This is a genomic window from Paenibacillus sp. MZ04-78.2 (genome assembly GCF_024213375.1).
Taxonomy (GTDB): Bacteria; Bacillota; Bacilli; order Paenibacillales; family NBRC-103111; genus Paenibacillus_G.
The window spans coordinates 144,878-171,844 of the sequence record NZ_JANAVJ010000005.1 but is presented as its reverse complement, the minus strand read 5'-3'; the positions used below and the strand labels follow the sequence as shown (position 1 = coordinate 171,844).

The following is a 26,967-nucleotide window of genomic DNA, read 5'->3' as shown; positions in this document are numbered from 1 at the left end:
AAAAAAGACAGCATGCCCGAATGTGACTTCGAGCTGCTGTCTTTTGCCGTTCTCTCAGGAGTATAACCCGCCCTCCAGCCGGGAGCTGGGTCTGCAAGCTCCCAGCGGCACTTGGATGAGACTGGTAACGCCCTCCGCTTCCATCTTATATATTTTGTCGCAATCGGCCGGGTTAAAGCTAAGGAGCGGATGCCCGTTAAGCCCAAGAGCGACCCCGGCGATCAACAGTCGCTGAACAAGCATTCCCGCTTCCATCTGCTGAATGCGGTATCCCCGGAAACCGAGCGCATCCGCATAGTGATTCCTGTCCGCGGCCACGTGCAGGCAAAGCGGTGTCTGAAACAGATTCACGTTGCCTAGCGCTATTCCTTCCTGCAGCAGCATCCTATAGTCTCCCGGACGGATTATCCGCAGCTCGTGAGCCAAGGCATCGTAACGGTAAGCGCCGTCGGGAATGCCTTCAATGCCGTACAAGCAGCCGTAAATGGATACCCGCTTCCTGGGCTCGTGGCCTGCCGTATCCAAATCGTTGGTATAAGGAAACGAGGCCGTTGCCTCGTGCAATAAAGCGGCGGTCCGATAAGCATCAATCGTGCTAAAAACAAAATCCAGGTGCGGCGAATAACGCTTGCGGACGACCGAAGCCAGATCAAAGGACAGCCTTTGCATCCGGGGCAGCGCTACCGACTCCCCGCCGCCGGTCGTCGTCCCTCCGATATCCGCGGCATCGAGCGGACCGAACGATTGCGTTGTTTCCATCAACGAAGCCTCGTTCATGCGAAGCAGCATCGGGTACTCTGTGGTGCGAAGCGAGCGGACGTAATGCTCGTGCCGAATCGCAGGCAGCGCGGCGCACAGTTGGCGGGAAGTCAATACTCCCGCTTCAGCCCCGCTGCCATAGAACCAGCTGCCGGAAGGCTGCAGCGATAAAGGGATGACCGCATACACGCTCTCTTCCTGCTCGGCAAGGCCAAGCAAATGGTTAACGGCCCGGTCGAGGAAACGGAAGTACACGCCCGTATGATATCCGAAGCGTTTGGCTGTTTCCAGCAGTTGTCCGATGAGCGCGCCGGCGTCAAGGCCTTGCAGACGATAACCGAAGTTATTGTATTTATAGAAGTTTTTCCAGAATACGGTTGACACGAACACGGCGCCGAAGCAAGCCGAAAGGTCGCAGCGGTCTCCCAGCCCCCGGGTCAAATAAGCGTCAAAATCGCCAAGGCGCAGCAGCGCGAGACGATGATGCGCCGTATCGTAATGATAGATCCCGACAGGCAAATCGTCCGTTTTCAAGTACACATACATTTCGCTCGGATACAGGGAGCCGCCGGAAGGCGCGAACCGCCGGAGCGAGTGGAATACGTTTGCTCCTCCCTCCAGCCCGCCGTCATCCATGTAAAAAACGGACTGGCTCAGCTGTGCAAGCCCGTAGGCATACCAGAGAAAATGACCGATATCGCGAATTTCCGCTTGATCCGGCACAGGTCTTCCTTCAAGGGTCAGCGGCACTTCCGAAGAGAGCGCAAAGGTCGGTAAGCCGCGGTACAGCTTATAAGCGAGCGGAGCATTGTACCAATCGGGTTCGAAGTCCGGCGGCCTGGAATGATCAGGATCATAATGCAGCTTATACAAAAAAGACTTAAGGCTCACGGCACTCTCCCCTCTCGTCGTCCCTTACGGAAACGGATGGGGATGCGGATTGAGCTGTTCGACCGTGAGCGGCTGCTTCGTATAGCCGAGCTGCGCCGGAACCTTCAGTACCCGCTCCAGCCCTGTAACACGCGTCAAATGATGACCGAACGTCATCGGCAGCATCCCCGGAATCAGCACTTTGACGCAGGTTAACCCGTTTCGCTTCAGTTCGGGCGAGGTCTGATCGACCACGATGACATCCAGATTCAAGGAGCGGAATTTTTCCAGGATCATCTTCAAGTCGTCGGCAAGATCCGTATGCAAGCTTTGCGGCGGGAACGCCTCCCGAAACGTCAGCGGGGGGCCGGGCTTCTTCCACAAGAAATCCAAACGCTTCTCCGTCTCCGGCAAGCCGTACAGCATGGAGTGATGTTCCATCTCTCTCACTTGGAAAGGGTCCTCTGCCATCCGTTCGCTTTCCTGCCGGTTGGCTTCGAATCGGTCATCCAGCGAGAGCATCATGCCGGCCAGTTCAAAGATCGCGCTTTTCAGCGCCCGTATCGGGTCGAGATGGGCTCCCGCCGCACAGATGAGGTTCATCCCGCGCGATTTCAGGTTTTTCGCGTAGGTCCAGATGCACGGAATGCCATGCTCCATCGTCGCATCGAATACGTGCAGCTCATAACCGGCCACCGCCCTCATCCGGTCGATCATCATATTTAATTCGCGATCGCCGGCGGAATAGGGGTCGACACGGGAAAGCGGAAGCTGTGCGTACCAGGTCAACAGGAACGAGTCGCGCTCCAGCACCTCCATAATCCCGTGGAAAATCGCCTCCTCCATGCTGCCGCCCAAAGCGCATCCGTTGGACGTTTCATAGACAACGCCGTTTCCGCAGCCGAGGCTGTAATAAGCGAGCAGCTCCGGTACCAGAATGGGACGATTGTGTATGATAGAGCGGCCCCAGACCCAGTCCATTTCGCAGTCGGGATCAAAACGCCGGAACGGGAAATCAGGCCGCGCATACTGCTCTTCCGCGTGGACTCCTACTTCGAGCGGATTTAACGCATGATCGGCGATCTCGCGGTAGCTTTTGCAAATCTTCGTCCATTTGCCTCTCGGAACCACGCCGCAATGACGCTCCAAGCCTTCCAGTATCGCCGTCAGCTCGCTATCCGCATAGGAGAGCGTCCGCCCCGAGCTCGGTTCGTCGCCGGCGAAAAACGGAAGATTTACGGTAATATCGGCGAACGGCGACAAGCCCTCCTTCATTTTGCCATTGATGAGCCCGGTCCGGAAATCCAAATAATCGCGGGTAAGCACCTGCTTCAGTTCATCGATGGAACGGCAGCGGAAGCTGTTCGGGTGGATCTTCGGACTTGACCGGAGCGAAAAATTGGCCAGTTCCTCCGAATCTTCCGGCAATTCGCCGCAAACCGGGCACATTGGATCGTGTAAAAAAAGGTGGCGTGAAGTCTTCAAGGTTTTCAGATTCACGAGCAGGATACGTCCTTCCAATTGAGGCTGTCCGCCGAGAAGCACGCGCCGGGCTTCCGTGGCCAAGAGCGTCGCCACCTGTGTCAGTCCCGTGCGGGAAGCCCAGGCGTCCTGCGGGATTCCTCCGCGTTCGGCAAGCTGCTGCTGCAGCACACGAAGCTCCTTACGGTCGACGGTGGCCATAAGCCGCCGCATGTCCGCGCATCTGGAGCATCCCTGAACGCCCGGCCGGACCAGCGGTCCGATTAACGCCTCCCCAAAAGACACGAAGCCCCTCAGCCAGGGCACCTTGGCAGCCTGAAGAACCTCCTCCGCCCTGTCCTGCACGGCAGGGAGCCAGCCATCCTGCGCAAGGATAACCAGATCAGCCGAACGGAATTCCTCTTCCTCCAGCTCGCCCGTACGGATCACCCAAAAGGCAGAATTCAGTTCAGCGCATATCAAATCCGCCAGCACGCCTTTGCCGATTACGGCTACAACACTGCTCATGTCGAAACCTCCTCTCCCAGCGCAACGCCCAGGACGTGAATGGGCCCTTTATTCAAGAAAGGATCGAGCCTGTAATCCAATACATGCAGCCGTCTGCCGTGCTGCTTCAGCTGTTGCATGGCGGAGGCCAGTACGCCCGCTCGCGGTGTTTCTTCGCAGGCCGGGATGGTCAGGCTGTGCGGCCGTGCCTTTTTCGGAGCCCGGCTTGGAACCGAAGCAATCCGGACTTGAAGCCGGGGCGCTTGACTTTGAACCTCCGACAGCGCTTGAAGCAGAGCCCTCCGAAGCGCAAGGGTGATATTCAAATCGACGCCCGAGTACCATCTTCCGCCGATATCCACACGAACCACCGGGAAACCGAACAGCTCTTCCTCCAGAAGAAGGTCCGGCACCCCCTGCAGCGTAGACAAGGATTTCAAATAATAACGGACCCGCTCGTCATCCACCATACTCAACTGCAACGGAGTGACAAGCGGCTTTCGACCGGTTCGTCGAATATCCAGCTCTTCCGCCAGACACTTTCGCAAGCCCCGGCATACGGCTTCCGTCAGCGTCTCACCCGCCCCGATGCCGACATATTCGGATGCACGCAAACCCGTTGCGCCCGTTTCCAACGGAGAAGACGGCTGCCCCATACGTTCAGCCAATCGGGACGTATAAGCTTCCAATCCGGCAAGCGCCGAATCCCGTCTCGCTTCCTCATGCGTCAATCCTGTGCCGACTATGGAAGGAAGCAGCTCAACCGGCCCGTCCGAGAGCGGGTCCGCCACCTGAACCCGGCATTGCGCAAGCGGCAACTGCTTTAAATCGCCTTCGTCCCATTCGTAAAAAATGCCCGTATCCGGCGAGGTTATCCGTTCACAATAATCCAGTAACGGGCTGTGCCTTCCGCTCTGCGGCGCCGGGCCCGGCTGCTGCATCAGCCGCGGCTCAATATCCGGAATGCGTTCAATCCGGTTGCAGCCGATCACCATCGGGTGAGCCACGAACGAATACCAGTCCCCTTCCAGCGTTTCCAGGTTCAGCAGATATACCGCCTGATTTCGCAGCGGATCGGCAGCTCCCGTCACCGTTTTGAACAGTTCGAACACGATCACATTCGACAGCAAAGCCCCGGCGTGGACAGAAAACCCATGCTGCTGCGGATCTTGGCGTAGAACGGGCTGATGAATGCGCCGCAGCGCCGACTCCCAACCATTCCCGTCTTCCGGCCGCTCAAGAGGCCCTGCCAAACCGGCTTGCTGCAAGCAAATCGCGGGAAGGAAGAGTTTTCTCTCCGCTTTGCAGGCCGCTTGGACGATCCGAAGCTCTTCAACATCCCCCTCCTGCGATACGTACATGATCGAATCGAACGGTTTCAGGACCTCCTGCCAAGCGGAAACGTCCCGTCTGGGGTAAGGGACTTCCTGAATATGTATCTCCGGATCGGATTTCCGGGCATGCTCCCCCAGTTCCTTCAGCCGCTCACGGTTGGTTGGCAATGAATCGCCAATGGCCACTCCGATTCGGGGTAAACCGGATTCCAGCAAAGCCGCCACCAATGAAACCAGGAACGGACCGGAACCAATCGCCAACACCTTCTCTTGGCGATATTGCTCGAAGCGGTGCGCGCCGGAGCCTCCGAAATTGCTCAGAAATTCAATTTGCGAGCCGAACTTCTCAAGAATCCTTTCCGATAGCCGGTGGGAATGCTCTCCGCTTACATCCCGGGCGAAGCCATTTTGGATCAATAAAGCGGCGATATCGAACACGCGGCCTTTGTGCGGCTCCGACAACCCGTCCGTCAATTCCATAAGCGTATACTTCCCGTTAAATACCGGAATCAGCTTTTCGATCCATCGGTCAATCAACTCGCCTTCCAGCTTGAACGAGCCCATGTTGTTCCTAAAATAGACCGCGCCGTTCCGATCGGTGATAAAAAAGGTGTCACCGTTGATTTTCGGACGCACAGAAGCATCGAATGTGGTCATCTCACTCCTCCTTATCCGTACTTTTGGTCAATCCGGCCGGATGTTCACTGCTATCTTATGTACTGTCGTTTGTCCTTCTTGTCAATTATTTTCAAGGGGCCGTTCCAGCCCCTGCGGTTTGGATCAAAAGCCGCATGTGCAGGGGCTGATACTACCGGGGGAGTCCCGTTAATGACTTAACCGCAACGATGTCCGCAACGATGTCCGCAACGTCCTCCGCAAGCGCAGCCTCCGCCTCCGCAGCCGCAGCCTCCTCCGCAGCCGCAACCCCCGCCGCAGAAACAGCTGCAGAAGCAGCGGAAGCAACCGCAGCCGCATGGACAACGGAAACAGCCGCAGCCACCGCCACATAGCCGAGAATCGGCTTCATAATGGCCTTGATGCTGTAAAGGCGTCACCTGACCCGCATTGTATGCCCCAACTTGCAATTGTTGAAGCTCATTCTGAAATTCACTCATGTTGAACATTCCCTCCGTCATAATAAAGTAGTGCCGGCTGGAGCCGGAGACTGGCAAGAGATAGAAAGGAAGTGCCCGGGCAAGGAGTATGCGCCGGGTGATCGCGCTTTCTCTGCTCTCGACAGAACATACAACATTTTTATGAATTTCGATCCGCATGTGTTACGGGGTGCCAAGCTTAATTCCCAATCATTTTTCAATAATGGTTAAAAGTAGGTTTTCGTATCGGATAACAGCGAATAACCCGGACGACTTATGTCACCCGGGCGATCTAACGAGCCTATACTTTTTATCCGCGGCGCTTCGGCTGTTTGACCTCTGTTGCACAACAAAAAATCCACCTATGTTCCCATAGATGGATCGCGTAGTTGAAAATAGAAAAGTTCGATCATTCCTCCTGCCGATTTCCCCATGTCTCGTGATAGATGAGGTCCTGCAAGGAGCGGCGCTTCTCCCATTGGGCCGTCTCCAGAATCGGCTTCTCCGGATAATTCTCCGTATACCCGACCGACAGCAGCGCGACCGGCTCGATATGCGGCGGAATGCCCAGAATTTCGCGCACGTCGTTTTTCTTATAGAAGCTGACCCATCCCATAGCAAGCCCTTCCACACAGGCGGCCAGCCACATATTTTGGATCGCGCAGGCGACGGACAGCATGTCGGTTTCGGGTATTGAATTCCGGCCGAGCACATGGGCGCCTCCCCGGGTCGAATCGCATGTAATGCAGATCGTCAGCGGCGCTTGCTTCAGCCCTTCCACCTTGAGGCTTAAGAATTGGTCTTGACGCTGGCCTTCGTAATGGATCGCCAGCGCCCTTCTTTCCTTGTCCGCGGCCCAGGCCAGCCTCTCTTTTAGCTGCTCCGAAGTCACCAGGATAAAGTTCCAAGGCTGCATGAAGCCGACGGACGGCGCATGGTGGCCGGCGTGAAGCACGTTCGTCACCGCTTCCTCCGGAATCGGGTCCGGCAGGAAGGATCGGACATCCCTTCTCGTATAGATGACCTTGTATAACGCTTCCTTTTCCTGCTCCGTAAACATACGATCCCTCCCAAGGTGATTAATTGTAAATCAAACCACCCGCTTTCTTGAACTCCCTGGACTTATCCTCCAAGCCTTTCTCGATCGCGGCGCGGTCCTCCAAATCGTGTTGTTTAGCATATTCCCGTATATCCTGCGTGATACGCATGCTGCAAAACTTGGGGCCGCACATCGAGCAAAAATGCGCCGTCTTCGCGCCTTCCGCCGGAAGCGTCTCATCGTGATACTCCAGTGCTTTTTCGGGATCGAGCGACAAATGAAACTGATCCCGCCAGCGGAATTCGAACCGCGCCTTCGACAGCGCATCGTCCCGCTCTTGTGCGCCCGGATGGCCTTTGGCCAAGTCGGCCGCATGGGCCGCGATTTTGTAGGCGATGACGCCTTCCCGCACATCGTTCTTGTTGGGAAGCCCCAAATGCTCCTTCGGGGTGACATAGCACAGCATTGCTGTCCCGAACCAGCCGATCATCGCTGCGCCGATGGCCGAAGTAATGTGATCGTAACCGGGCGCAATGTCGGTCGTGAGCGGTCCGAGCGTATAGAACGGCGCCTCCTGGCACACCTCAAGCTGCCGGTCCACGTTCTCCTTGATCAAATGCATCGGCACGTGGCCCGGGCCTTCGATCATCACCTGTACGTCGTGCTTCCAGGCGATTTGCGTCAGCTCGCCCAGCGTATCCAGCTCCGCGAACTGCGCCTCGTCGTTTGCATCAGCAATGGAACCCGGACGCAGGCCATCCCCAAGCGAAAAAGCGACGTCGTACGTTTTCATAATTTCGCAAATTTCTTCAAAGTGCGTGTACAAGAAATTTTCCTGATGATGCGCCAGGCACCACGAAGCCATGATCGATCCGCCCCGGGATACGATCCCGGTCACGCGATTCGCAGTCAGCGGAATGTACCGCAGCAGCACTCCGGCATGGATTGTAAAATAATCGACGCCCTGCTCCGCCTGCTCGATCAGCGTATCCCGGTAAATTTCCCAGGACAACTCCTCCGCTTTCCCTCCGACCTTCTCAAGCGCCTGATACAGCGGCACCGTCCCGATCGGCACCGGAGAGTTGCGGACGATCCATTCGCGCGTCGTATGAATGTGCTTGCCGGTCGATAGGTCCATGACCGTATCCGCTCCCCAGCGCGTCGCCCACCGCATCTTCTCCACTTCCTCGTCGATCGACGAAGCGACGGCGGAATTGCCGATGTTCGCATTGATCTTCACAAGGAAATTCCGGCCGATAATCATCGGCTCGCTTTCCGGGTGGTTAATGTTCGACGGAATGATCGCCCGACCGCTCGCCACCTCGCTGCGCACGAATTCGGGAGTCACCTTTTCGCGGATAGCTATATATTCCATCTCGGGCGTGATAATTCCTTTTTTGGCGTAGTGCATCTGCGTAACATTCGCACCCGGCTTGGCCCGCAGCGGACGGCGCGCTGCTCCGGGAAACCATTCCTGCCGCCGGGCCCCCTCTTCCTCTTTGAAGCCGTTGTCCTCCGGCTTTACCGCCCTTCCGTCGTACGCTTCGACGTCGCCCCGTTCCATAATCCATCCCCGCCGATTGGCCGGAAGCCCCTGCCGGATGTCCGTCCGGACATCGCCGTCCGTGTACGGACCGCTGCTATCGTAGACGCGCACGGGCAGATTGGCCGTTTCCCCTTCCGAGCCCACCGTCGGGCTCAAAGCAATTTCCCGCATCGGGACCCGAATGTCGCTGCGGGAGCCTTGGATATACACTTTTCGGCTCCCGGGAAATCCCGATACGTCCGGCACAGCATGTTGTTGGTTTGGTTTGTTTTCGCTTGTCATGTTCAATTCCTCCTCGAATGAATGTGAGCAAGCGGGGAACGTCATGCATACAAAAAAGACCGCAACGGCAAAGAAGCGGTCTTTGTGCATACAAAGGCTACGTATTTCCTCCGCTGGCATTACCCAGATCAGGTTTAACGGTCGATAACATCCGGTTATCCTCTCAGCCTGGCTTCACCAAGCTCCCGCACATATGAAGTTGTCAGTACAAGAATAACCTGCGGACCGATAGAAATCAACAGCCAGCGTAAATTTTTCTAAAATGCCGGAACGACCGCAACGCCATACTTGTCTTCGATAAACTTCTTCACTTCCGGCGTCGTCAAAGCGGCGTCGAGCTTTTTCACCTCGTCCCGCGTCTCGTCTCCCTTGCGAACGACGATGACATTGGCGTAAGGCGATTTCGCATCTTCCCGGAACAAGGCCGATTTCGGATCAAGTTTGGCTTCCAGCACGAGGTTCGTATTAATTATCGCGCCTTCCAGATCGGGAAGCGACCGAGGCAAGGTTGCGGAATCGGCTTCGACGAATTTCAGCTTTTTCGGATTGTCCGCGATGTCCTTGGGCGTCGCTTCATATGTCGTCAGGCCATCCTTGAGCTTGATCAGCCCTTGCTGCTGCAGCAGCGCCAGCGCGCGGTATTCGTTGGACGGGTTGTTCGGAATGCCGATCCGCGCCCCTTCCTTGATCTCGTCCTTCGATTTCAGCTTGCTCGAATAGAAGGCGATCGGCTCCACGTGAACCTTGGTCGTGACGGCAAAATCATAGCCCTTCTCGCCTTTGACCGAATCCAGATAAGGAACGTGCTGGAAGTAGTTCGCATCGATCTGCTTGTCTTTCAGCGCAGGATTCAACTGCCCTTCGTCGTCATAGACGACCACTTCGAGGTTGACCCCTTGCTCCTTCAGCTTCGGCTTGACGAAGTTCAAAATTTCCGCATGCGGCACGGCGGCCGCGCCGATTTTCAGCGTCGTTTCTTTCATTGGCTTGACCGTGCTGGCTGCACTGCCTTGCGCCACAGACTTCGTGTCCGGGGCCTGCGCGGTGCCGCCCGAGGCGCAGCCCGAAACGATGGCACCGATAACAACCAAGATGGATGCGAGAGAGAAAAGACCTTTTTTCCCCATACCTACGCCTACTTTCTATAATTAAAGTGACTTCACTAACGCGATGTCTGCGCTCAATCCAGCTTGTAACGCTTCTTGTCGATCGATTTGGCAATGTAGTCGCCCGACCATTGGATGAGCTGAACCAAGACGATGATGAGCAGAACGGTTGCGATCAGAACGTCCTCACGGAACCGTTGGTACCCGAAGCGTATGGCCAGGCTGCCCAGACCGCCCGCTCCGATCGCGCCGGCCACGGCGGTGAATTCCGTAATCGCAATGACCGCAATCGTCATCGCACGGACAAGCGCCGGCAGCGCTTCGGGAATCAGCACCCTGAAAATGATCGTGAGCGGCGAGGCGCCGACCGCTTTGGCGGCCTCGATCTTGCCCGCACCCACTTCCTTGAGCGAATTTTCGATCACCCGGCCCAGAAAGGGCGCAGCACCGATCGAAAGCGACACGATGGCGGCCGTCGGACCGAGCGAGGTGCCGACGATCAGCCTGGAAAGCGGCAGCAGCAGAATGATCAGAATAATAAAAGGCAGCGAACGAACGCTGTTGATGACCGTCCCGAAGATTTTGTGCAGCAGCGGCGCTCCCAGGATGCCGCCCTTCTCCGTTACGACAAGCGTAATGCCCAGTGCAATGCCGAGCACGAGCGCGAAGACGGAAGACCAGAGCACCATGTAGACTGTTTCGCCAAGACCTTGCAGCAGCAGCTCGATCAGATCGTCTCTCATATTCCCGCTCCCACTCCTTCCATCACATACCGGCTGTCGCGGTAATGCTCCAGAATGCGGACGAATCGGCGCGCCGTATCGCTCTCGGGATTCAGGAACAGCTTGTCAACCGGCCCTGTCTCGACGATTTTGCCGCTCTCGATCACCGCCATGCTGCGGCAAATATGCTGCAGTACGTCGAGTTCATGCGTGATCAGAACGACGGTCAGTTTTAGCTGGCGGTTAATGTCCCTCAGCAGCTCCAGAATGGAGTAGGTCGTCTGCGGATCGAGCGCCGACGTCGCTTCGTCGCTGAGCAGCACGTCAGGCTCATTAACGAGCGCTCTTGCGATGCCGACCCGCTGCTTCTGGCCGCCGCTGAGCTGCGACGGATAGGCGTTCTCTTTATCGCCCAGACCGACAAGGTCGAGAATTTCCCGGACACGCCCGCGTATGTGCGCTTTCGGATGCCCGGCGACGTGCAGAGGAAACGCGACGTTCTGGTACACGGTCTTGGCGTCCAGCAGATGAAACTGCTGAAAAATCATGCCGATTTTTTGCCGAGCCAGCCGCAGATCCTTCCCGTTCAAGTCCGTAATGACCGTGCCCTCGATCTCGACGCTGCCGGAGTCCGGCTCCTCCAGCCGGTTGAGGCAGCGGATCAACGTCGACTTGCCCGCACCGCTGAAGCCGATAATGCCGAAAATATCCCCCTTTTCGATCTGCAAGCTGACGTTCTGAAGTGCAGGAAATGCGCCTGACGACGTTTTGTACGATTTGCTGAGATTGCGAATGACGATCATGCCTTCACCTGCTTTTCCAGAAAATAAAAAAACCAAGCGTCGCCCCGCTGCCATAGCTCGGGGAAAGCTTAGTTTCCAGTGGACTGGTCAACTCATCGTACATGTTGTCGTTTTTAATTCCGACTATACCGATTATATTTATTTAATTTAAAGGATGGACTGGGTGCTGTCAAGAACTTTTAGCACGGAACTTACCGCGGGAAAAAGCAGCCGGAGCTTCTCCGAGCATCCGGGGATCACACCTATGCTGGCGTGCTCCGCGGATGCCCTGCTTCCCTCCGGCTGCTTGCTTGACTTAATTGGACAATGCTTTTGCGAACAACGCCGCCGTCTCCGAACGAAGCATCGGCTGCTGTGACTTGTAATCGACGGAGCCGTCCGCTGCTTCCTTCACTTCAGGCCCGTACAGGCCAAGCGCGACGATCTGCTTGACGCCGTCGAGTGCCCAAAGCTCGGTATGGCTGCTCAGCTTCGCATCCATCGGCGAAGCGACGCCGAGCTGAATCGTCCGCGCCACGATGACTGCCGCCTCCTGACGGGTGATCGGCTTATCCGGCTCGAAAGCGGACTGGGATGAGCCTTGGATCACCCCTAGCTCATACAGCGTTTGAATCGCGGCCGCCGCCGGATGATTCTGCGTATCCGCAAAGGCCACAGGCCTCTTGGACAGTGTCATAAACAGCAAGCCTGCCGTCTGCGCCGCAAATTCCCCGCGCGTGATCGGCTCCGCCGGGCCGAACGTGCCGTCCGCCTTGCCTTTGACGAGATTAAGCAGCTGCAAGGCTTCGATGTGGGGGGCCCGTCCTCTTTGCGCACGTCGGAGAAAGGCTTCGGCACGTTCAGCTTTTTCGAGGTGCTGAGCTCATAGCGGTAACGCTTCGACCTCTTTCGCATCGGACGGTCCTTGTGCAGATTCATCATCCGGCGAAACGGAGACGGCAGAGGCGGCGGAAGCGGTGAAGCTGACGAGCAAGGCCGCAGACAGTACGACAGGCAGCTTGGTTGTGCGAAGCAGTCCTTTCATGGGAATCGTCATTCCTCTCGCATGTAAATTATTTCCTCGCTCTTGATCATAAAACATCGGGCTGGAAATAAATTCCGACAAACGGCTAGGGATTTGCTGGACTTTAGACCGGGATGCAAGGAGGAATTGACGGGGCGAGAAGATCATGCTAAATTATAACAAATTAATCATATTGATTAACTCGGATATATGGAGGTATAGCTTATGACCCGAACAAGACAAATCAAACTGTCCGCCTATTTGGTCGGCACCGGCATGCATGTCGCTTCGTGGCGGCATCCCGAAGCCCACCCGGATGCGAGTATCGACATCGATTATTACAAGCGTCTCGCGCAGCTGGCCGAACGCGGAAAATTCGATATCGCCTTTATCGCCGACAGCCTCGCGATCAACGAAGCGTCTCATCCGAATATTTTGAACCGCTACGAACCGGTCACGCTCATTACCGCGCTGGCGGGCGCCACTTCGAAGATCGGCGTCGTCGCCACCGCCTCCACCTCGTATATCGAGCCGTACAATCTGGCCCGTCTCTTCATGTCGGCCGATCATATCAGCAAAGGCCGGGTCGGCTGGAATATCGTCACGACCCGCGACCTGTCTGGAAATACATCACTCAACTTCGGAGGCAAGGAGCATTACGAGCACTCGCTGCGCTATAAGCGCGCGGAGGAGTTCCTCGAAGTCGTTCAAGGACTGTGGGATTCGTGGGAGGACGACGCTTTTGTCCGCGACAAGGAGAGCGGTCAATTTTTCGACCGGAGCAAGCTGCACCGCATCAACCACCAAGGCGAGTTTTTCGTCGTGCAAGGTCCGCTCAACATCGGCCGCTCCCCGCAGGGCCATCCTGTCCTCGTGCAGGCTGGCAATTCCGAATCCGGGCAAAGCTTTGCCGCAAGCACGGCGGAGGTCGTGTTTTCCATCAAATACGATATCGACGATGCGAAGCGGTTTTACCGTTCCTTCAAAAGCAAGGTCGCTGCTGCGGGAAGGTCGGCCGATGACGTGTATATTTTGCAGGGCATCTCTCCGGTCATCGCCGAAACGGAGGAAGCGGCCCAGCGGAAGCTAAAGCAGTTGGAGTCCTGCATTACCGAGGAGACGGGCATCGGCTTCTTGTCCGACTATTTCAAAAGCGTCGATTTTACGGGAGCCACCCTCGATTCGAGAGCGGCGGACTTCGGGCTGGATCGGCTGCCGGAGACGAAATCCGATTACATCAAGCACCGCCCAGTCATTGCGCGGGAAAACCCTACACTGCGTGAGGTTTATTCCCTGCTGACCGGTTCGTTCAGCAGCGACCACTTCGTCGGCACGCCGGAGAAAATTGCGGATACGCTGGAAACCTGGTTTACGGAAAGAGCCGCCGACGGCTTTATGCTGATGGCGCCCTTGCTTCCGCAAGGCTTGGAGGATTTCGTGGAACACGTCGTCCCCCTGCTGCAGCAAAGAGGGCTGTTCCGTACGGAGTACGAGGGCAGTACGCTGAGAGACCATTTTCACCTGCCGAAGCCGCAGAATCGGTTCGCCGCCGCCAGAGCGGAGCAGGCGCAGCTATAGCTTGCATGATGAAAGAATAACGAAAGACCGGGCCCCATCCTGCGAAGGAAGGAGTTCCGGTCTTTCGTTTGATGCATGGCGGCGGTCGTCTTGCCGGACAAGGAGATCATCCGTTTACATTTTTTGCAACAAGCTGAGCTTGTCCTTCACCTGCTCGACCAGCTTCCGGGCGTCTTCTTGATTGTTCACTACGTCGGTCAAGTCCACGCTTCCGTAGCTTAGCCTTCTTCCGTTAAAGCGAGGAACTGCTTCACATCTTCGATGGAAAGTTCGACCGCCTGCTGCCAAAACTCCGGCTGCTCCAAGTCCACCCCCAAATGCTTGCTCGCCAGCTGCTCGACCGTCAAGCGGCCGGTGTCTTGAAGCAGCGCAATGTACCGCGCCTCGAACGATTCGCCTTCCTGACGCGCAAGCGAGTAGATGCCCGAGGAAAACAGGGAGCCGAACGTGTACGGGAAATTGTAAAACGGCACGGAGGTCCGGTAAAAGTGCGACTTCGCCGCCCAGAAATGCGGGTGGTACTCGCTCAGAGCGTCGCAGAACGCGTCTTTTTGAGCCTCGATCATCAGCTCGTTCAGCCGGTCCGGGCTGACGAGTCCGGCCTTGCGCTCCTCATAGAACCGCGTCTCGAACAGGAACCGCGCATGGACGTCCATGAAAAAGGTGACGGCCCGCTGAATTTTATCATTCAGCAGGAACAGCTTCTGCTCCCGCGTCTCCGCCTGCCTCAGCGTAGCATTGCTGACGATCAATTCGGCAAAGGTCGAAGCCGTCTCCGCCACGTTCATCGCATAGCGCCCAGTCATCGGCGGAAGCTCGTTCATCACATAATGGTGAAACGCATGGCCAAGCTCGTGCGCCAGCGTCGATAGGTTCCCCGCCCCGGAGTAAGTCATAAAGATCCGGCTCTGCTTACTGACCGGGAACGAGGCGCAGAAACCTCCGGGCCGTTTGCCCGGGCGGTCCTCCGCCTCCACCCACCGCTCCTCGAACGCGCGCACGGTAAAGTCGGCGAGCTGCGGCGAGAACCGGCGGAACTGCTCCTCGATCATCATGGCAGTCTCGTCGTAGGAGATGTTCGCATTCTTGCCTTCAAGCGGCGCATTCAGATCGGACCAGGCAAGGCGCTCCACGCCCATCAGCTTGGCGAGCCGCTCCAGATAAGCAATAAAGACCGGCTTGTTCTTCTCGATCACTTCCCACATGGTCAGCAGCGTTTTCCCGGTCATCCGATTGTTTTCCAGCGGCTCTCGAAGCACCGAATCCCAGCCCCGGTGCTTGTACAACTGGAGGCGAAAGCCTGCAATACGGTTCAACGTATCGGCGCAAAAATCTTCCTGAGCCGTCCATGTTTCCTCCCATTGCCGGAACAGGCGTCCCCGTTTCTGACGATCCTGCTCTTTAAGCATCCGGTTGAAAAACTGCCCGGCTGAGAGCATGACCGTATTCCCGTCCTTCTCGTACGGAAGCCGGATCTGCTTCACGATCGTATTGTACAAGGCGCTCCAGCCATGGTAGCCGTCCACGGCCAGGTCGTTCGCTAACGTTTCTTGCTCCAGCGGCAGCTTGTCTTTTACCTGCGTCCGGCGTTCCTCCAGATTGAAGGCGAGAGCTATCATCGCTTCGCTGCCGACCCACTGGGCGAATACGGAGTCCGGCATCTCCATAAGCAGTACGTCGAAGCGCGTCATGGCGGACTGGTAGTTCGCCTGAATGCCGTCCAACCGGCCGCCTAGCCGAACGGCCCCCCGGTCCGCCTGATTTTGCGCGGACAAGCAGATGATGAAGGCTGCTGCTTGACGCAGCCGTTTTTGCAAGTCCTGCAGCCGCTCCACGAAGCGCTGCAATACGACGGCAGTTTCAGCGGTCTGCGGCGACGGCAAAGCGTCCAGCTCGCTGCGGAAGCGGTTCGTGTCGACTTCAAGCGCATTCAAATATTGCGCGAACTCGAAAGAGTCGCTGCCTCCCGGGAAAAAAACGTCCAGATCCCAAGTTTGCTGCAAAGGTCGGTTCATCCAACGAACCCCTTTCGGATAAGAGAATATGTAGACGGATAATACCGCACAAAACTGCGCACTTCATGTTATTCTACACACGGTCAATTATCCCTTCCGGAAACTCTCCATTCAGATATACGCCGCGTTGCCCGGCCTGAAAGCGGTGAACGGCTGCGAATCATTTTAGAAAACAACGGCTTGAGGCAGATCGCGAGGACATACATGAGATTCGTAACGAAAACGAGACTGGACCGTCTTCAGACGCTCCTCCGATCCATCGCTGACGAGCAGCAGCAAAAAGAAGCCCTGCATCTTCTGGAATCGCTCAAACAGGATATCGATGAAAATTACGCAGAAATCCGCAAACCGATCCGCCTTTATGAGAAAAATCAATGACCGTCCAACGAGCGCAGCGCCAGCATGATTTTCTCCACGTTATGCGTCAGAGAATGCTCATTCGTATGAATCGTAAGCTCCGCATGCTCCGGGGGCTCGTAGGCGTCGGATATGCCGGTAAAATTCGGAATCAGCCCGAGCCGAGCCTTGGCATACAGCCCTTTGACGTCCCGCTGCTCGCATACCTCCAGCGGACACTCTACATAAATTTCCATGAACCGCGGCAGTACCGACCTCGCGTAAGCTCTCATGCTGCGGTACGGCGTGATGGCCGATACGAGCACGATTGCGCCGCTATCGGCGTGTGTTTTCGCAAGCTCGACAATCCGACGGATATGCTCAAGCCGGTCGGCGGGCGTGAAGCCCAGATCGCTGGACAGCGTCTTGCGCAGCTCGTCTCCATCCAGCCATTCGACCCGGCGTCCCTGTTCGCGCAGAACGGAGGCCGCCTCCCGCGCCGTCGTCGTCTTCCCCGAGCCGGACAGCCCGGTAAACCAAAGGACCGCGCCTTCTTTTTCGTTCAAAAACCGCATGGCGACGCCTCCTTCGCAGCATATCGCGCATCCATGCTTGGGACCCGTTCCAATATTGCTTTTCCGTAAATCGACTCCATCGACAGCTCCGGCATATGCACGTAGCCGATATAGCAGCCGCACGTTTTCATCCGGCACGGCCTCTCCGTGGATAATCGTTCCAAGCCGTCGCGGTACAAGTTCCCGATCACTCCCCGGTCCTTATAGCAGCGCTTGACCAGCCCCGAGCCCGTAACGAAAAATACGCGGCTTCCCGTGGCGCAAGGCTTCCCTATACTGTCATAGTCCCGCACGTTCCAATCGAAATAAGGGTCGATCTCGCGAAAGGCCGCTATCTCCTCGGGCGAATAATACGCAGGCTGGTCCTTGTACGCGTTCACCCACAAGTAAACCTCCTGAGGCAGCGCGCGGCGCAGCGAACGGATCGGCTCAAGGTAGCTTTTGATTCCGACGGAGCCGACGCTGAAGGATATCCCTTTGTCGTAAAGCTGTGTGCACTGGGCCAGAAACGACGCTTCGCTCGTTTGGCCGGGATGATACGTGACCCAGAACGCCGCCTTTTCCTTGTTGAGCCCGTTCGTCCAATCCAGCTTGACGGACAAGTTCGTCTGGATCGCCACTTTGTCGACGTGCTCTAGATGAGACAGCTCTATCAACGCCTCGCGGTAGCACCGGTGGACGAGCGCCTCACCGTACGGATTGAAGAAGAGGGACAGACGCCTGCCGTCTGCCCCCTGTTCCCGGACCCATGCCACAAACCGCTCCAGCTGCGCCTTGTCCTTCGCCAGCGTCTCGCGGCTGTCCGTCGTTTTGCTGAACGGACAATACGGACAATCGTAGTTGCAGGAGGATAACGCGCCCCGGTAGTATAACGTCGTGCCTACACGCATACGAATTCCTCCATCCGCTCCCTGACCTCCGGCGAGATCAGCCAGTCGCCGATCGCATCGGAATAAGCCATGCCTTCGTCCGTCAGACGCATCGTACCGTCTTCCAGTACGGCGAACCCGTCGGCCAGCAGCCGGCTCAGCTCGGGACGGTCGGCGAACGGATCGCTGGCGAACCTCGCTTCATAAGCGCGCCGCTCCAGCCCTTCGCGGTGGAGCAGCGCCTTGATAACGAAACGGCGCTGCTGCTCGGCCAGGTTCAAGACGTAGCCGTAATCGGCCGTATCGTAGCTTGACGCAGAGATGTAGTCGGCGATAATGCTTTGCGTCGCCTTGTAGCTTACGCCGTAGCGGGAAGCGTAATGCACCTCCCTCGTGTACGAACGTGCGCCGCAGCCGAGACCGACCATCCCTTCCTCCTGACAGCCGTAAGGCAGCAGGTTCTTTTCGGACTTCGCGTCCGGCTTGGCGAAACGCCGCATTGAGAACGCCTCATAGCCTTTCTCCTTCAAGCGCTCGTAAGCGGCTCGGTACATATCCAGCCGGTGATCCTGCCCTTTGCGACGCAGCTCCTCCGGCTTCAAGATCGTATTCTCACGCGTATACAGCGGATAAATGAAAATTTCCTCCGGCTCATATTCCATCGCCCGATCCAGCGAATACAGCCACGACTCCACCGTCTGGCCCGGCAGCCCGTAAATCAGATCGAGATTGAGCACGGCAAAGTCGTGCCGTTTCAGCACTTCGAGCGCGCGCATCACTTCACCCGGCTTTTGCGGGCGGTAAATCGCAGCGGCTTCGGCTTCGATGAAGCTTTGAATGCCCATGCTCACCCGGTCAACCTTTCGCTCCTTCAGCAGCTTCATTCGCGCATCGGTCACGGTATCCGGGGACGTCTCGACGGAGATCGAGGCACGGTCCGGATCGAGCCCCATCACCTGCTCTGCGATATCGAACAAACGTTCGATCAGCCGCTCGTTCAGCAGTGTCGGCGTCCCGCCGCCGATCGCAAAGCGGGAGAACGGCCGGTGAGAAACCATGGGTGCCCACTGCCTCGCCTGACGTTCCAATGCAGCAACATACTGCTCGTGCGCATCAGCGCTCCGGTCGGGCAGCGTAAACAGATTGCAGAACCCGCACCGGGCCGCGCAGAACGGAATGTGCATATATAAAAAGAACGACTCCCCGCTCTCGCGCTTCCACAGCTCGTGCAGCGGCAGCGGCGGATTCAGTTCGCGATAGGCCGTTTTATGCGGATAGGAGTACAAGTAAGACCGGTATGGCGATGCGGCGATTTGCTCCGACCAGCGCCGGATGTCTTCTGATTCCCGGAATTCCACTTGATGTCCCTCCTTTTGATAGCTGTTATGTCTATAGAATAAATTCCCGGTACGGCACGTTCCATACGACCTCGTGCGCCAGCCGGTGGCCGTGATAGCCGTTCTCGCCGTAAGCGGTTCCGTGGTCGGAGCAGACGATGCAGAACGTCTTGCCCCGCGCGCGCATCGCCTCGAACAGCCTTCCAAGCTGTCCGTCCACATAGCGCAGCGCCGCCCGCTGGGTTTCCACCGAATCGCGTTTGGCTCCGGGTACAAAATAATGGTTCGGACCGTGAATGGCGCTCACGTTCATGAAGAGAAACAGCCTCTGGTCCGGGTTGGCCGAGCCGATTAGCTTCAGCGCATGATTCACCTGATGCTCGGTAGAGCGCGGATTCGTTACGCCGAACGTCTGACGCCAGTAGCTCTCTTGAAAATACGACGGTAATACTTTTGCCAACGCCACTTTTTTCGTAAAAAAAATAACGCCGCCGATGCAGATCGTCCGGTACCCTTTCTTAGCAAGGCCGGAAACGATGTCGGGCGTATCGAACAGCCATGTGTTCGAATTGGTCGGCAGTCCCGTATTTTTCGAGTGGAACAGCCGGACATGGCTGGCTTTGTCCGTATTCGCAGGCGTCGGCAAAAAACCGCCGAAGAACGCGTGATGCGCGGCATACGTAAAGCTGCCTGGCGTATGACGCTTTTCCCAGCCGCCCGTGCCGCACAGATTGGGGCAATTCTCTTCCTCCAGCTTCGCCACGTCGTAGCGAAGCGTGTCAAGCGTCACAAACAAAATGTCGTGCGTGCCGACAATGTCATTCATATTGATGGTCATGCTTCATTCATCCTTTAACATGCGGGTCATTTGCCATTCGTAGGTGTCCATGCCTTCGTAACGAACGTTCAGCAGCAGATCGCCGAACGGATTAATATCGACGATATAAGGACGCAAAGCGCCCTTGGCGAGAAGCACGTCGATCCCTGCCACAGCGGAACGCGGAAACAGCGAAGCCGCCTGCTCCCCGGCCGCAGCCACCGCCTGAACGGTGGCTGCGGATAGCCCGAGCTCCTCCAGACCGGCCCGCTCATTGCGCAGATGCAGGTTCGTGATCGGCGTGCGGCTGAGCCGGGCAACCCGGTGGCACGCTTCGCCGCCGACGACGAGCTGGCGGATATCGAATGCCCGGCCGTCGTGCGAAGCTTTCTGCACCCACTGCTCGACGTGCATGCCTTGAGCGCCCAGCCAATTGATAATTTCACGGATGATTGGGCGCTCCCGGTATCTGCGAAGACGGCGCGAATTATAATATACCCGCTCGTACCCAAGGCGTTCGAAGCCGATTGTCGTGTCGGCCAGCTCCGCTCCGGTCGTCGGATTCATCTGGTAAGCCAGTATCCCGGAGGCCGAGGAGCCGAACGCCAGCTTGACGAAGACGCGCCGCATGCCGGTCCGCTCCATCGCTTCGCGGAGCTGATCGTAACCCCGGATAGAGCCAGCCTCCCCCGGAGCCGGGGGCACCGGCACGCCTCGGGAGCTGAGCAGCCTATGGCAGCGGCGCTTGTCGAACATGACCGCGATTTCCTGCGGATCGTTCGTCCAGCGCGCTTCCGGCGCCGTTTCGGCCAAGTCGGCGCGAAGCCCGGACAGCATCCGGCAAAATCCGCGAAACCATTGCGATGGATAGTAGATGCGTCCCGGCTGTTCGGGCAAGTTCCGGGCCGCTTGCGCCGAGATGACCGGCATCGGGAGAAACTCCGGCAATGGGAACAGCTCGTCCGCTTGCCCGCCGTCAGCAGCACCGAGCGCGATCAGTTCGCGCTCCACCGGGAAATGCTCGCCGGGCGAGTCCAGCCGGACAAGGACAGGCTCGCCGCCTGTGATTTCCCGCCAGCGAACGCGGCCCTGCAGCAGATCGAGATACGGCACGATCTGTGCCGGAGACATCCCGAGCCTCCGTCGCGCTTCCTGCAGCATCGTCGTCCTCCGGTTGCCGGGATTGCCAACAACAATCAGCGGACGGGCCATTTACTCCGTAACCGCCGGGTAACGCCAGTCGTCGTCATCGTCGATCTCCTGCTGGTCGCTGACATCGACGGACATGCCCGACGCTTGCCAGCGTTTTACCATCTCGTCCGACATGTAGTGATAATTCAGGTCGAGGAACGAAAGCTTCCGGACGCGTTCGCTCGCCAGCAGCACTTCGGCGCCTTTGTCGCTAAGGGTTCCCAGCGATAAATCGAGCGTATGCAATTGATCGAGGATCGGCGAATCCGCAATCTCAATTGCGATTTCGTCTTGAATCTCGCTGTCTTTCAGACCGAGGTAAGTCAATTTGGGAAAGCACCCCGGTTCCATAAGCGGTTTAACATCCTCCAAGCCGCCGTCAAAACCGTAATTGTCTACGCCGAGATAAAGCTCCAGTTTTCTCAGCTCCGGCAGCTCGGCGTCGCGGATATCGGCGAGCACTTCTTTGCTTAGGCCGCCGCAGATAATTACCAATTCTTCCAACCGTTCGTGCTTCAACGGCTTCAAGGACAAGTCCGTGCTGCCTTTAATACGGAACGAAGTAAGCTGCGGAAACGCCTCCAGCAGCGGAGCCAGATTCGTCTGCATAATCCACGAAACTTCGCATTCCTCCGAGTCCATATCGCCGATGGACAGCTTGCGCAAGGCCGGAAAAGCGTCCTTATGTCCGATCAATGTATCCATGAACGTGTCGGGACCTTCTTCATAGGCCTGTCCCCATGAGCCGATCGTCAGCTCTACCACCTCCCGGCTCTCGGGCTTCGCAGCCAATTGCTCGATCAACTGCTCCATGCGTATTCCATCTTCGTGTTCGTCGTGGCTGATTTCCAAACGGACTTCTGTCATCGATAGCCCTCCCACAATATGCCATACTCTTTTCTAAACTATCATCTGATTTTTGTTTCGTCAATCCGAATATCCATGCGTTGTGCCGAAGATAACGAGTCGAGAGACATTTATACTAAACTTAAGAGAATTTTCTGTAAATTGTATTGACTACGAACAAATGTTTGGTATAATAGAGCTCAAGAACGCATGTTCCTATTTCCTGAGAGGAGTGTAGATACGATGGTGACGAATGTTAGATTTATCGAACGGGACTACTACAAGAATGTCATGGCCGAAAATGGAGAACAGCTCACGGAGCAACAGATCGAAAAAATTTTGGATGCGTCCGAGTCATTCTGGACCGATCTTACTTTTAAATTTTTCGAAAACGGATCGATGATCATTATCGACAACCATACCGAGCTACAAGTTCCTCTCAGCAGCCTGAGTGAAGCGGCATGCGAGTTTTACGCCCAACAGCGAATCAAAATGATTAAAGCCAAGCTTAGTAATCAGAAAATTACGGAAGCTTCCTAAAAAACTAAGATTAAATACAAAAGTCCGCGCGTTCTCCGGGGTTGTCCCTTCGTTCCGCAACGGACCTTTATGCTTATGCTTGTACTAAGTTATTCCGCAAAGGCTTTTAGCACGATGACCGCATTGTGCCCGCCGAATCCGAAGGAATTCGATATCCCGATCTTCAGGCTGGCTTGACGCGCTTCATTCGGCACATAGTCCAAGTCGCAATCCGGGTCCGGCTGTTCCAGATTGATCGTGGGAGGAATGATTCCCTGCTCCAGGCTCTTGGCCAGAGCAATGGCTTCTACCCCGCCGGCCGCTCCCAGCATGTGGCCGGTCATGGACTTGTTGGCGGTGACCGGAATCCGGTAGGCATGTTCGCCGAACAGCTTCTTGATCGCCATCGTTTCGGACTTGTCCCCCAGTTCCGTACTCGTCGCGTGCGCGCTGATAACCTCCACTTCCTCGGGGTTTACAGCCGCTTCGCGAAGCGCCGATTTCATAGCCTGATAAGCCCCGATCCCCTCCGGATGGGTGGCGACGATGTGATAGGCATCGGAACTGGCCCCGTAACCGATCACTTCTGCGTAGATTCGAGCGTTCCGACGCTGTGCATGGGAGAGCGATTCAAGTACCACAATGCCCGCCCCCTCGGCCATGACGAACCCGTCCCGTCCCGCATCGAACGGACGGCTTGCTCTGGCAGGCTCGTCGTTTCGGCCGGACAAAGCGGTCGCGTTGCCGAAGCTGGCAAGCGATATTTGCGTTACGGCGGCTTCCGCACCACCGGCAATGATCGCGTCCGCGCCGCCCGCCCGGATTAAACGGAATGCTTCGCCGATGGCGGTGTTTCCTATGGAGCATGCCGTTACCGGAGACAGCGTTGGGCCCAGAGCTCCATATTTTATGCTGATCATCGCTGCGGCCATATTCGATATCATCATCGGTACCAGCGTCGGACTGACCCGTTCCGGTCCCCGATTACGGAGAATACCGTCCTGTTCGAGCAGCGTTTGAATGCCTCCGATGCCCGATCCTACATATACGCCAAGTCGTTCCCGATCGATTTCGTCAAGCGTTAACCCTGAATCCTCCAACGCCTGTTCCGCAGCAGCCAAAGCAAACTGACAAAACCGATCCATCCGCCGCACTTCTTTGCGGCCGAACCGGGCATCGACGTCAAATTCCCGGACGACCCCCGCAATTTTCGTTTTAAAGCGGGACGTATCGAACGTATCGATCCGGCTTATCCCCGATTCCCCCCGGCACAAACGATTCCAAAAGGTTTCCACTTCATTTCCAAGCGGCGAGATAACCCCCATCCCCGTTAACACGACTCGTTCCATCGTATTTCCTCCCTCTCGTTCATCGGTTAAGTCCTATGTTGTCACAGTTTTTATCCTATTACAAGTTGCAGTTTATTATAGTATAATAACTACCATGTTAACGAAACCAAAAGGCGGAACCGAAATGAATCATCAAACGAGGCTTCAGGCGTTATCGGCTTTTTTGAAGGCACAACGGGCTAAAGTGCTTCCGCAAACGGTCGGACTTCCAGTGGGAACCCGCAGACGCACCCCGGGCTTAAGACGCGAGGAAGTCGCCCAACTTGCCGGGGTCAGCCCCACATGGTACACATGGCTTGAGCAAGGACGGGATATCAAAGTGTCCAAATCGGTCCTGGACTGCGTCGCCGCTGCCCTGCAATTAACGGTAGACGAGCGGAAATATTTGTTTTCGCTTGCTCTGGAAACCGGATCGGGTGCCCATACGCTAATAGAAGAGCTGCCCGAGATCAGCCCTTCGTTGAGAAGAATTTTGCAGGAGCTGCGCTTTTGTCCGACCATTATCTCTGACCGCCGCTGCCATATTGTCGGCTGGAACGAAGCAGCTTCCCATGTGTTTCTCAATTTCCAACATATCCCGGTCGAACAGCGGAATATAATCCGGCTGCTGTTTACACAAAAAGAATTCCAACGTCTCGCCGTCAACTGGGAGCATTTTGTCCGCGGTTTTCTTGCTATTTTCCGGGCGTATTACGGGCAATACGTTGAGGACGAATGGTACGAGCGTTTTCTTGCGGAGATGAAGGAGGTCCACCCGGATTTCGACCGGCTATGGGAGCAAAGCGAGGTCAGCTCGGCGCCGGAGGTGTTAATCGAATTCAGGCATGCCAAAGCGGGCAAGATGCTGTTTCACCTTACCTCGCTGCAGGTACAAGGGAGTTCTGACCTGCGGTGCAGCATATATACTCCTACGCCCGATTCCTCGACGGAATCGAAGCTGAAGCAGTTGATGGAGCGCAGCTTAAGCACCCCCGATCAATCGGACTGAGCTAATCCGGCGGCGGTGAGAATGATTTCCCGCTCGCCGCTCCTTACTCCTTCACCATTGCATACTCTGATGATTCTTCGCAAATATGGTACAATGGACAAAGCTTAACGACGAAGGAGAACAACGATGGCGCGCAATCATAGATTGGTAAACGATGCGGATTTTCAGGAAGCGATGGAACGCGAAGCATCGATCCGGGTTTTTCAAGACGACCATGTGGTCGGTTCCGGCGGGATCATCACCCGCTTCGATAACGATACGGTCGTGATTCAGTCCGGGGTCAGCGATGTAGCTTATTACCGCAGGGAGTTGTGCGAGTTTTTCGAGATGATAAAAAGGTAGTACACGCGAAACAGCCCGGTACTTGAACACAAGTCCGGGCTGTTTCTTTTTGGGTTTCTGCTTCATTAATGCTCAGGCTTAGAAAGACGGATAATGTCGAACACATTGACCTTGCGTCCCGTCTCGTCGTGGATGAGTGCATTCCCTTCAATCTTATCGATGTAAAGCACCCCGTCCAGATGGTCCATTTCATGTTGAATGCAGCGCGCAAGGTACCCTTCCGCTTCGAGAACGACCGTCTCGCCTTGCCGGTTCAAGCTGCTGATCTTGACTTGATTGGCCCGCTTCACGATACCGGAATGCCCGGGAAGCGACAGGCAGCCTTCCGTCCCGATCTGCTCTCCGGACATTTCCAGCATTACCGGATTGATGAGTTCAATGAGTCCGTCGCCGCAGTCCATCACAACCACCCTGCGCAAAAATCCAATCTGCGGCGCAGCAAGTCCCGCCCTGCCCTCTACGGCATATAGCGTATCGACCATATCGTCAAGCAGCTTAATGATTCTTGAATTTACCTCTTCCACCGGCTTGGCCTTTTTGCGAAGAACCGGGTCGCCGAACGGCAGGATTGTTTTTTCAGCCATAACGTTAATGCCTCTTTTCTTTTTTAAATGGACGCGCTATTGACTTGCGCCGGCGTATGCACCCACAAGTCGTTCGGGGTACATGTCCAAAGCCGTGCAGCTCGCGCACTTGCTTTTCCCGATTGTATCCCCGCTCGCCGATTCATGGCTAATTCCTTTTTTCTCCCAACCGTTACTTCAACCAGTACTGGCTTCCGTCCGGTTTTCTGTCTAAAAAACCGTATTCGATGAGATAACGCCGTATGGTAACGAAGTCGTCGTATGCGGCCTTCAAAGATTCGTTGACTTCCTTCTCGCTGTAGACATGCCCGCTTTCGAACCGTTTAGCGATCTCTCTCAGTATGACAAGCTTATGCTTTTCCTGTAGATGGAACGTCTTTAATGGCCCATCCGTACCCTTGGGAAAATATTTCTGCAAAATCTCTTCGATTTCTTCCGCTGTTATGTTGTATCGCTCATCTACCATTTTGGCGGTTCTGTGAGGCTCGACAAAGGCCGGAGCATGCTTGTCCTTTTCCTTCAGCAGCTCCATCATCGCCAAATACACCTTGGACTGGCGTTCTTTTTCCTTCAAAGCAAAGCGGTGATTGCGGATGGTGGACGCGCTGCCGATGCCCATTCCCTTCTGAATGTCCGCATCGCTCATCCCTTGGTAAAAATGCCGAAGCAGACTGTTTTGATGGTCGGTCAGCCCGGTCAGCTTTTTATCCAGTGCGATCAAATATTCGAACACGGAGCCATGGGTGTTTTCAATATGAACCCGTGTATAACGTTCCGCCTCGTAGAGCGTGCCTTCGTCCGGATAAATAATGCCCTTCTCCACCGTTTTGCCGCAGAGCAAGCAAATATAACAGTCCGTCTCCTCGACGTAACCCCGCTTCAACGCTTCGAGCGATGCATTCCAAAACTGTTCAGACAGCTGCATAACACAAACACATCCTCATCTCGTTTACCTTATGATGGACATATTACATTAGCGTTTATATGTATGTCAACTTTTGCAGAATGCCTCTGCTCTATCTCGTCGCTTAGCAGCCCGTCATTAAACAAACCCGCTGAAAATATAGATAATTAGGATGGTTATCCAGTTATTAG

General features: G+C 56.0%; 26 protein-coding genes and 1 riboswitch. Of the genes, 5 read left to right on the top strand and 21 right to left on the bottom strand.

The features are described 5' to 3' along the window. Positions 1-54: 54 nt before the first annotated feature. The 11 genes from NLX71_RS06400 to NLX71_RS06350 form a co-directional block, all read right to left on the bottom strand. Positions 55-1,650 carry a SagB family peptide dehydrogenase gene (locus tag NLX71_RS06400; protein WP_254362654.1) on the bottom strand — a complete coding sequence of 532 codons (1,596 nt, stop codon included), beginning with the start codon at positions 1,648-1,650 and terminating at the stop codon, positions 55-57. A 24-nt stretch (positions 1,651-1,674) separates the two neighbouring features. Further along, positions 1,675-3,618: a TOMM precursor leader peptide-binding protein gene (locus NLX71_RS06395; protein WP_254362653.1), complete on the bottom strand. Its 1,944-nt coding sequence runs from the start codon at positions 3,616-3,618 to the stop codon at positions 1,675-1,677. Continuing rightward, a complete protein-coding gene (locus NLX71_RS06390; RefSeq protein WP_254362652.1) occupies positions 3,615-5,588 on the bottom strand; it encodes a putative thiazole-containing bacteriocin maturation protein in 1,974 nt (657 codons plus the stop codon). The genes NLX71_RS06395 and NLX71_RS06390 overlap by 4 nt, the downstream gene beginning before the upstream one ends. A gap of 151 nt (positions 5,589-5,739) precedes the next feature. Continuing rightward, positions 5,740-5,958 (bottom strand): hypothetical protein, encoded by a 219-nt coding sequence (locus tag NLX71_RS06385; protein ID WP_254362651.1) that lies wholly within the window; start codon positions 5,956-5,958, stop codon positions 5,740-5,742. Positions 5,959-6,434: 476 nt separating this feature from the next. Beyond that, entirely contained in the window at positions 6,435-7,085 is a 651-nt protein-coding gene (gene bluB / locus NLX71_RS06380) for a 5,6-dimethylbenzimidazole synthase (RefSeq protein ID WP_254362650.1), read from the bottom strand. A gap of 19 nt (positions 7,086-7,104) precedes the next feature. After that, positions 7,105-8,892 carry a phosphomethylpyrimidine synthase ThiC gene (gene thiC, locus NLX71_RS06375; RefSeq protein ID WP_254362649.1) on the bottom strand — a complete coding sequence of 596 codons (1,788 nt, stop codon included), beginning with the start codon at positions 8,890-8,892 and terminating at the stop codon, positions 7,105-7,107. An 88-nt stretch (positions 8,893-8,980) separates the two neighbouring features. After that, positions 8,981-9,091: riboswitch (TPP riboswitch) on the bottom strand. Positions 9,092-9,149: 58 nt separating this feature from the next. Beyond that, positions 9,150-10,019 (bottom strand): MetQ/NlpA family ABC transporter substrate-binding protein, encoded by an 870-nt coding sequence (locus tag NLX71_RS06370; protein WP_254362648.1) that lies wholly within the window; start codon positions 10,017-10,019, stop codon positions 9,150-9,152. A 53-nt stretch (positions 10,020-10,072) separates the two neighbouring features. Then, on the bottom strand, positions 10,073-10,741 hold the full coding sequence (locus NLX71_RS06365) for a methionine ABC transporter permease (RefSeq protein WP_254362647.1): 669 nt from the start codon (positions 10,739-10,741) through the stop codon (positions 10,073-10,075). Beyond that, complete coding sequence (locus tag NLX71_RS06360; RefSeq protein ID WP_254362646.1) at positions 10,738-11,523, bottom strand: methionine ABC transporter ATP-binding protein; 786 nt, start codon at positions 11,521-11,523, stop codon at positions 10,738-10,740. Before NLX71_RS06360 ends, NLX71_RS06365 begins: the two co-directional genes overlap by 4 nt. Positions 11,524-11,818: 295 nt before the next feature. Then, a complete protein-coding gene (locus tag NLX71_RS06355) occupies positions 11,819-12,313 on the bottom strand; it encodes an S-layer homology domain-containing protein (RefSeq protein ID WP_309248920.1) in 495 nt (164 codons plus the stop codon). Between the two features lie 72 nt (positions 12,314-12,385). Continuing rightward, positions 12,386-12,547 carry a hypothetical protein gene (locus NLX71_RS06350; protein ID WP_254362644.1) on the bottom strand — a complete coding sequence of 54 codons (162 nt, stop codon included), beginning with the start codon at positions 12,545-12,547 and terminating at the stop codon, positions 12,386-12,388. A 204-nt stretch (positions 12,548-12,751) separates the two neighbouring features. Between NLX71_RS06350 and NLX71_RS06345 the strand changes: the two genes are divergently transcribed. Further along, complete coding sequence (locus tag NLX71_RS06345; RefSeq protein WP_254362643.1) at positions 12,752-14,104, top strand: LLM class flavin-dependent oxidoreductase; 1,353 nt, start codon at positions 12,752-12,754, stop codon at positions 14,102-14,104. 218 nt (positions 14,105-14,322) lie between these two features. On the opposite strand, the gene NLX71_RS06340 is transcribed toward NLX71_RS06345, so the two are convergent. Beyond that, complete coding sequence (locus NLX71_RS06340) at positions 14,323-16,119, bottom strand: M3 family oligoendopeptidase (protein WP_254362642.1); 1,797 nt, start codon at positions 16,117-16,119, stop codon at positions 14,323-14,325. Positions 16,120-16,323: 204 nt separating this feature from the next. On the opposite strand from NLX71_RS06340, the gene NLX71_RS06335 reads away from it, so the two are divergent. After that, entirely contained in the window at positions 16,324-16,497 is a 174-nt protein-coding gene (locus tag NLX71_RS06335) for a hypothetical protein (RefSeq protein ID WP_254362641.1), read from the top strand. Here NLX71_RS06335 and cysC read toward each other — a convergent pair. Genes cysC through NLX71_RS06305 form a run of 6 tightly spaced genes read right to left on the bottom strand, consistent with a single transcriptional unit; the run spans position 16,491 to position 22,111 of the window. Further along, complete coding sequence (gene cysC / locus NLX71_RS06330) at positions 16,491-17,030, bottom strand: adenylyl-sulfate kinase (RefSeq protein ID WP_254362640.1); 540 nt, start codon at positions 17,028-17,030, stop codon at positions 16,491-16,493. The genes NLX71_RS06335 and cysC overlap by 7 nt on opposite strands. Then, positions 17,018-17,920 (bottom strand): STM4011 family radical SAM protein, encoded by a 903-nt coding sequence (locus NLX71_RS06325; RefSeq protein WP_254362639.1) that lies wholly within the window; start codon positions 17,918-17,920, stop codon positions 17,018-17,020. Before NLX71_RS06325 ends, cysC begins: the two co-directional genes overlap by 13 nt. After that, positions 17,911-19,257 carry an STM4012 family radical SAM protein gene (locus tag NLX71_RS06320; protein WP_254362638.1) on the bottom strand — a complete coding sequence of 449 codons (1,347 nt, stop codon included), beginning with the start codon at positions 19,255-19,257 and terminating at the stop codon, positions 17,911-17,913. The genes NLX71_RS06325 and NLX71_RS06320 overlap by 10 nt, the downstream gene beginning before the upstream one ends. 31 nt (positions 19,258-19,288) lie before the next feature. Then, positions 19,289-20,074, bottom strand: coding sequence for an STM4013/SEN3800 family hydrolase (locus NLX71_RS06315; protein WP_254362637.1), 786 nt, complete (start codon positions 20,072-20,074; stop codon positions 19,289-19,291). A gap of 3 nt (positions 20,075-20,077) precedes the next feature. Further along, positions 20,078-21,265, bottom strand: a complete 1,188-nt coding sequence (locus NLX71_RS06310) for an STM4014 family protein (RefSeq protein ID WP_254362636.1) — start codon at positions 21,263-21,265, stop codon at positions 20,078-20,080. Continuing rightward, positions 21,266-22,111 carry an STM4015 family protein gene (locus NLX71_RS06305; RefSeq protein ID WP_254362635.1) on the bottom strand — a complete coding sequence of 282 codons (846 nt, stop codon included), beginning with the start codon at positions 22,109-22,111 and terminating at the stop codon, positions 21,266-21,268. A 222-nt stretch (positions 22,112-22,333) separates the two neighbouring features. On the opposite strand from NLX71_RS06305, the gene NLX71_RS06300 reads away from it, so the two are divergent. Next, positions 22,334-22,630 carry a hypothetical protein gene (locus tag NLX71_RS06300; protein ID WP_254362634.1) on the top strand — a complete coding sequence of 99 codons (297 nt, stop codon included), beginning with the start codon at positions 22,334-22,336 and terminating at the stop codon, positions 22,628-22,630. Positions 22,631-22,719: 89 nt separating this feature from the next. Here the strand turns inward: NLX71_RS06300 and fabF are convergent, their stop codons facing one another. Then, on the bottom strand, positions 22,720-23,958 hold the full coding sequence (gene fabF, locus NLX71_RS06295; protein WP_254362633.1) for a beta-ketoacyl-ACP synthase II: 1,239 nt from the start codon (positions 23,956-23,958) through the stop codon (positions 22,720-22,722). Positions 23,959-24,082: 124 nt separating this feature from the next. Here fabF and NLX71_RS06290 point away from each other — a divergent pair, with 124 nt between their 5' ends. Both NLX71_RS06290 and NLX71_RS06285 read left to right on the top strand, forming a co-directional pair. After that, positions 24,083-24,946, top strand: coding sequence for a helix-turn-helix transcriptional regulator (locus NLX71_RS06290; protein WP_254362632.1), 864 nt, complete (start codon positions 24,083-24,085; stop codon positions 24,944-24,946). A gap of 126 nt (positions 24,947-25,072) precedes the next feature. Continuing rightward, positions 25,073-25,288 carry a hypothetical protein gene (locus NLX71_RS06285; RefSeq protein ID WP_254362631.1) on the top strand — a complete coding sequence of 72 codons (216 nt, stop codon included), beginning with the start codon at positions 25,073-25,075 and terminating at the stop codon, positions 25,286-25,288. Positions 25,289-25,353: 65 nt separating this feature from the next. On the opposite strand, the gene def is transcribed toward NLX71_RS06285, so the two are convergent. Beyond that, the gene (gene def / locus NLX71_RS06280) at positions 25,354-25,872 is read right to left on the bottom strand and encodes a peptide deformylase (RefSeq protein ID WP_254362630.1); all 519 of its coding nucleotides are present in this window, start codon (positions 25,870-25,872) and stop codon (positions 25,354-25,356) included. A 172-nt stretch (positions 25,873-26,044) separates the two neighbouring features. Next, positions 26,045-26,797 (bottom strand): DUF2087 domain-containing protein, encoded by a 753-nt coding sequence (locus NLX71_RS06275; protein WP_254362629.1) that lies wholly within the window; start codon positions 26,795-26,797, stop codon positions 26,045-26,047. Positions 26,798-26,967 lie beyond the last annotated feature (170 nt).

Bases quoted from the DNA above. Each gene is read 5' to 3' on its own strand.
- NLX71_RS06395 (WP_254362653.1), bottom strand. From the start codon at position 3,618: ATGAGCAGTGTTGTAGCCGTAATCGGCAAAGGCGTGCTGGCGGATTTG.
- NLX71_RS06390 (WP_254362652.1), bottom strand. From the start codon at position 5,588: ATGACCACATTCGATGCTTCTGTGCGTCCGAAAATCAACGGTGACACC.
- NLX71_RS06385 (WP_254362651.1), bottom strand. From the start codon at position 5,958: ATGAAGCCGATTCTCGGCTATGTGGCGGTGGCTGCGGCTGTTTCCGTT.
- bluB (WP_254362650.1), bottom strand. From the start codon at position 7,085: ATGTTTACGGAGCAGGAAAAGGAAGCGTTATACAAGGTCATCTATACG.
- thiC (WP_254362649.1), bottom strand. From the start codon at position 8,892: ATGACAAGCGAAAACAAACCAAACCAACAACATGCTGTGCCGGACGTA.
- NLX71_RS06370 (WP_254362648.1), bottom strand. From the start codon at position 10,019: ATGGGGAAAAAAGGTCTTTTCTCTCTCGCATCCATCTTGGTTGTTATC.
- NLX71_RS06365 (WP_254362647.1), bottom strand. From the start codon at position 10,741: ATGAGAGACGATCTGATCGAGCTGCTGCTGCAAGGTCTTGGCGAAACA.
- NLX71_RS06360 (WP_254362646.1), bottom strand. From the start codon at position 11,523: ATGATCGTCATTCGCAATCTCAGCAAATCGTACAAAACGTCGTCAGGC.
- NLX71_RS06350 (WP_254362644.1), bottom strand. From the start codon at position 12,547: ATGAAAGGACTGCTTCGCACAACCAAGCTGCCTGTCGTACTGTCTGCG.
- NLX71_RS06345 (WP_254362643.1), top strand. From the start codon at position 12,752: ATGACCCGAACAAGACAAATCAAACTGTCCGCCTATTTGGTCGGCACC.
- NLX71_RS06340 (WP_254362642.1), bottom strand. From the start codon at position 16,119: ATGAACCGACCTTTGCAGCAAACTTGGGATCTGGACGTTTTTTTCCCG.
- NLX71_RS06335 (WP_254362641.1), top strand. From the start codon at position 16,324: ATGAGATTCGTAACGAAAACGAGACTGGACCGTCTTCAGACGCTCCTC.
- cysC (WP_254362640.1), bottom strand. From the start codon at position 17,030: ATGCGGTTTTTGAACGAAAAAGAAGGCGCGGTCCTTTGGTTTACCGGG.
- NLX71_RS06325 (WP_254362639.1), bottom strand. From the start codon at position 17,920: ATGCGTGTAGGCACGACGTTATACTACCGGGGCGCGTTATCCTCCTGC.
- NLX71_RS06315 (WP_254362637.1), bottom strand. From the start codon at position 20,074: ATGACCATCAATATGAATGACATTGTCGGCACGCACGACATTTTGTTT.
- NLX71_RS06310 (WP_254362636.1), bottom strand. From the start codon at position 21,265: ATGGCCCGTCCGCTGATTGTTGTTGGCAATCCCGGCAACCGGAGGACG.
- NLX71_RS06305 (WP_254362635.1), bottom strand. From the start codon at position 22,111: ATGACAGAAGTCCGTTTGGAAATCAGCCACGACGAACACGAAGATGGA.
- NLX71_RS06300 (WP_254362634.1), top strand. From the start codon at position 22,334: ATGGTGACGAATGTTAGATTTATCGAACGGGACTACTACAAGAATGTC.
- fabF (WP_254362633.1), bottom strand. From the start codon at position 23,958: ATGGAACGAGTCGTGTTAACGGGGATGGGGGTTATCTCGCCGCTTGGA.
- NLX71_RS06290 (WP_254362632.1), top strand. From the start codon at position 24,083: ATGAATCATCAAACGAGGCTTCAGGCGTTATCGGCTTTTTTGAAGGCA.
- NLX71_RS06285 (WP_254362631.1), top strand. From the start codon at position 25,073: ATGGCGCGCAATCATAGATTGGTAAACGATGCGGATTTTCAGGAAGCG.
- def (WP_254362630.1), bottom strand. From the start codon at position 25,872: ATGGCTGAAAAAACAATCCTGCCGTTCGGCGACCCGGTTCTTCGCAAA.
- NLX71_RS06275 (WP_254362629.1), bottom strand. From the start codon at position 26,797: ATGCAGCTGTCTGAACAGTTTTGGAATGCATCGCTCGAAGCGTTGAAG.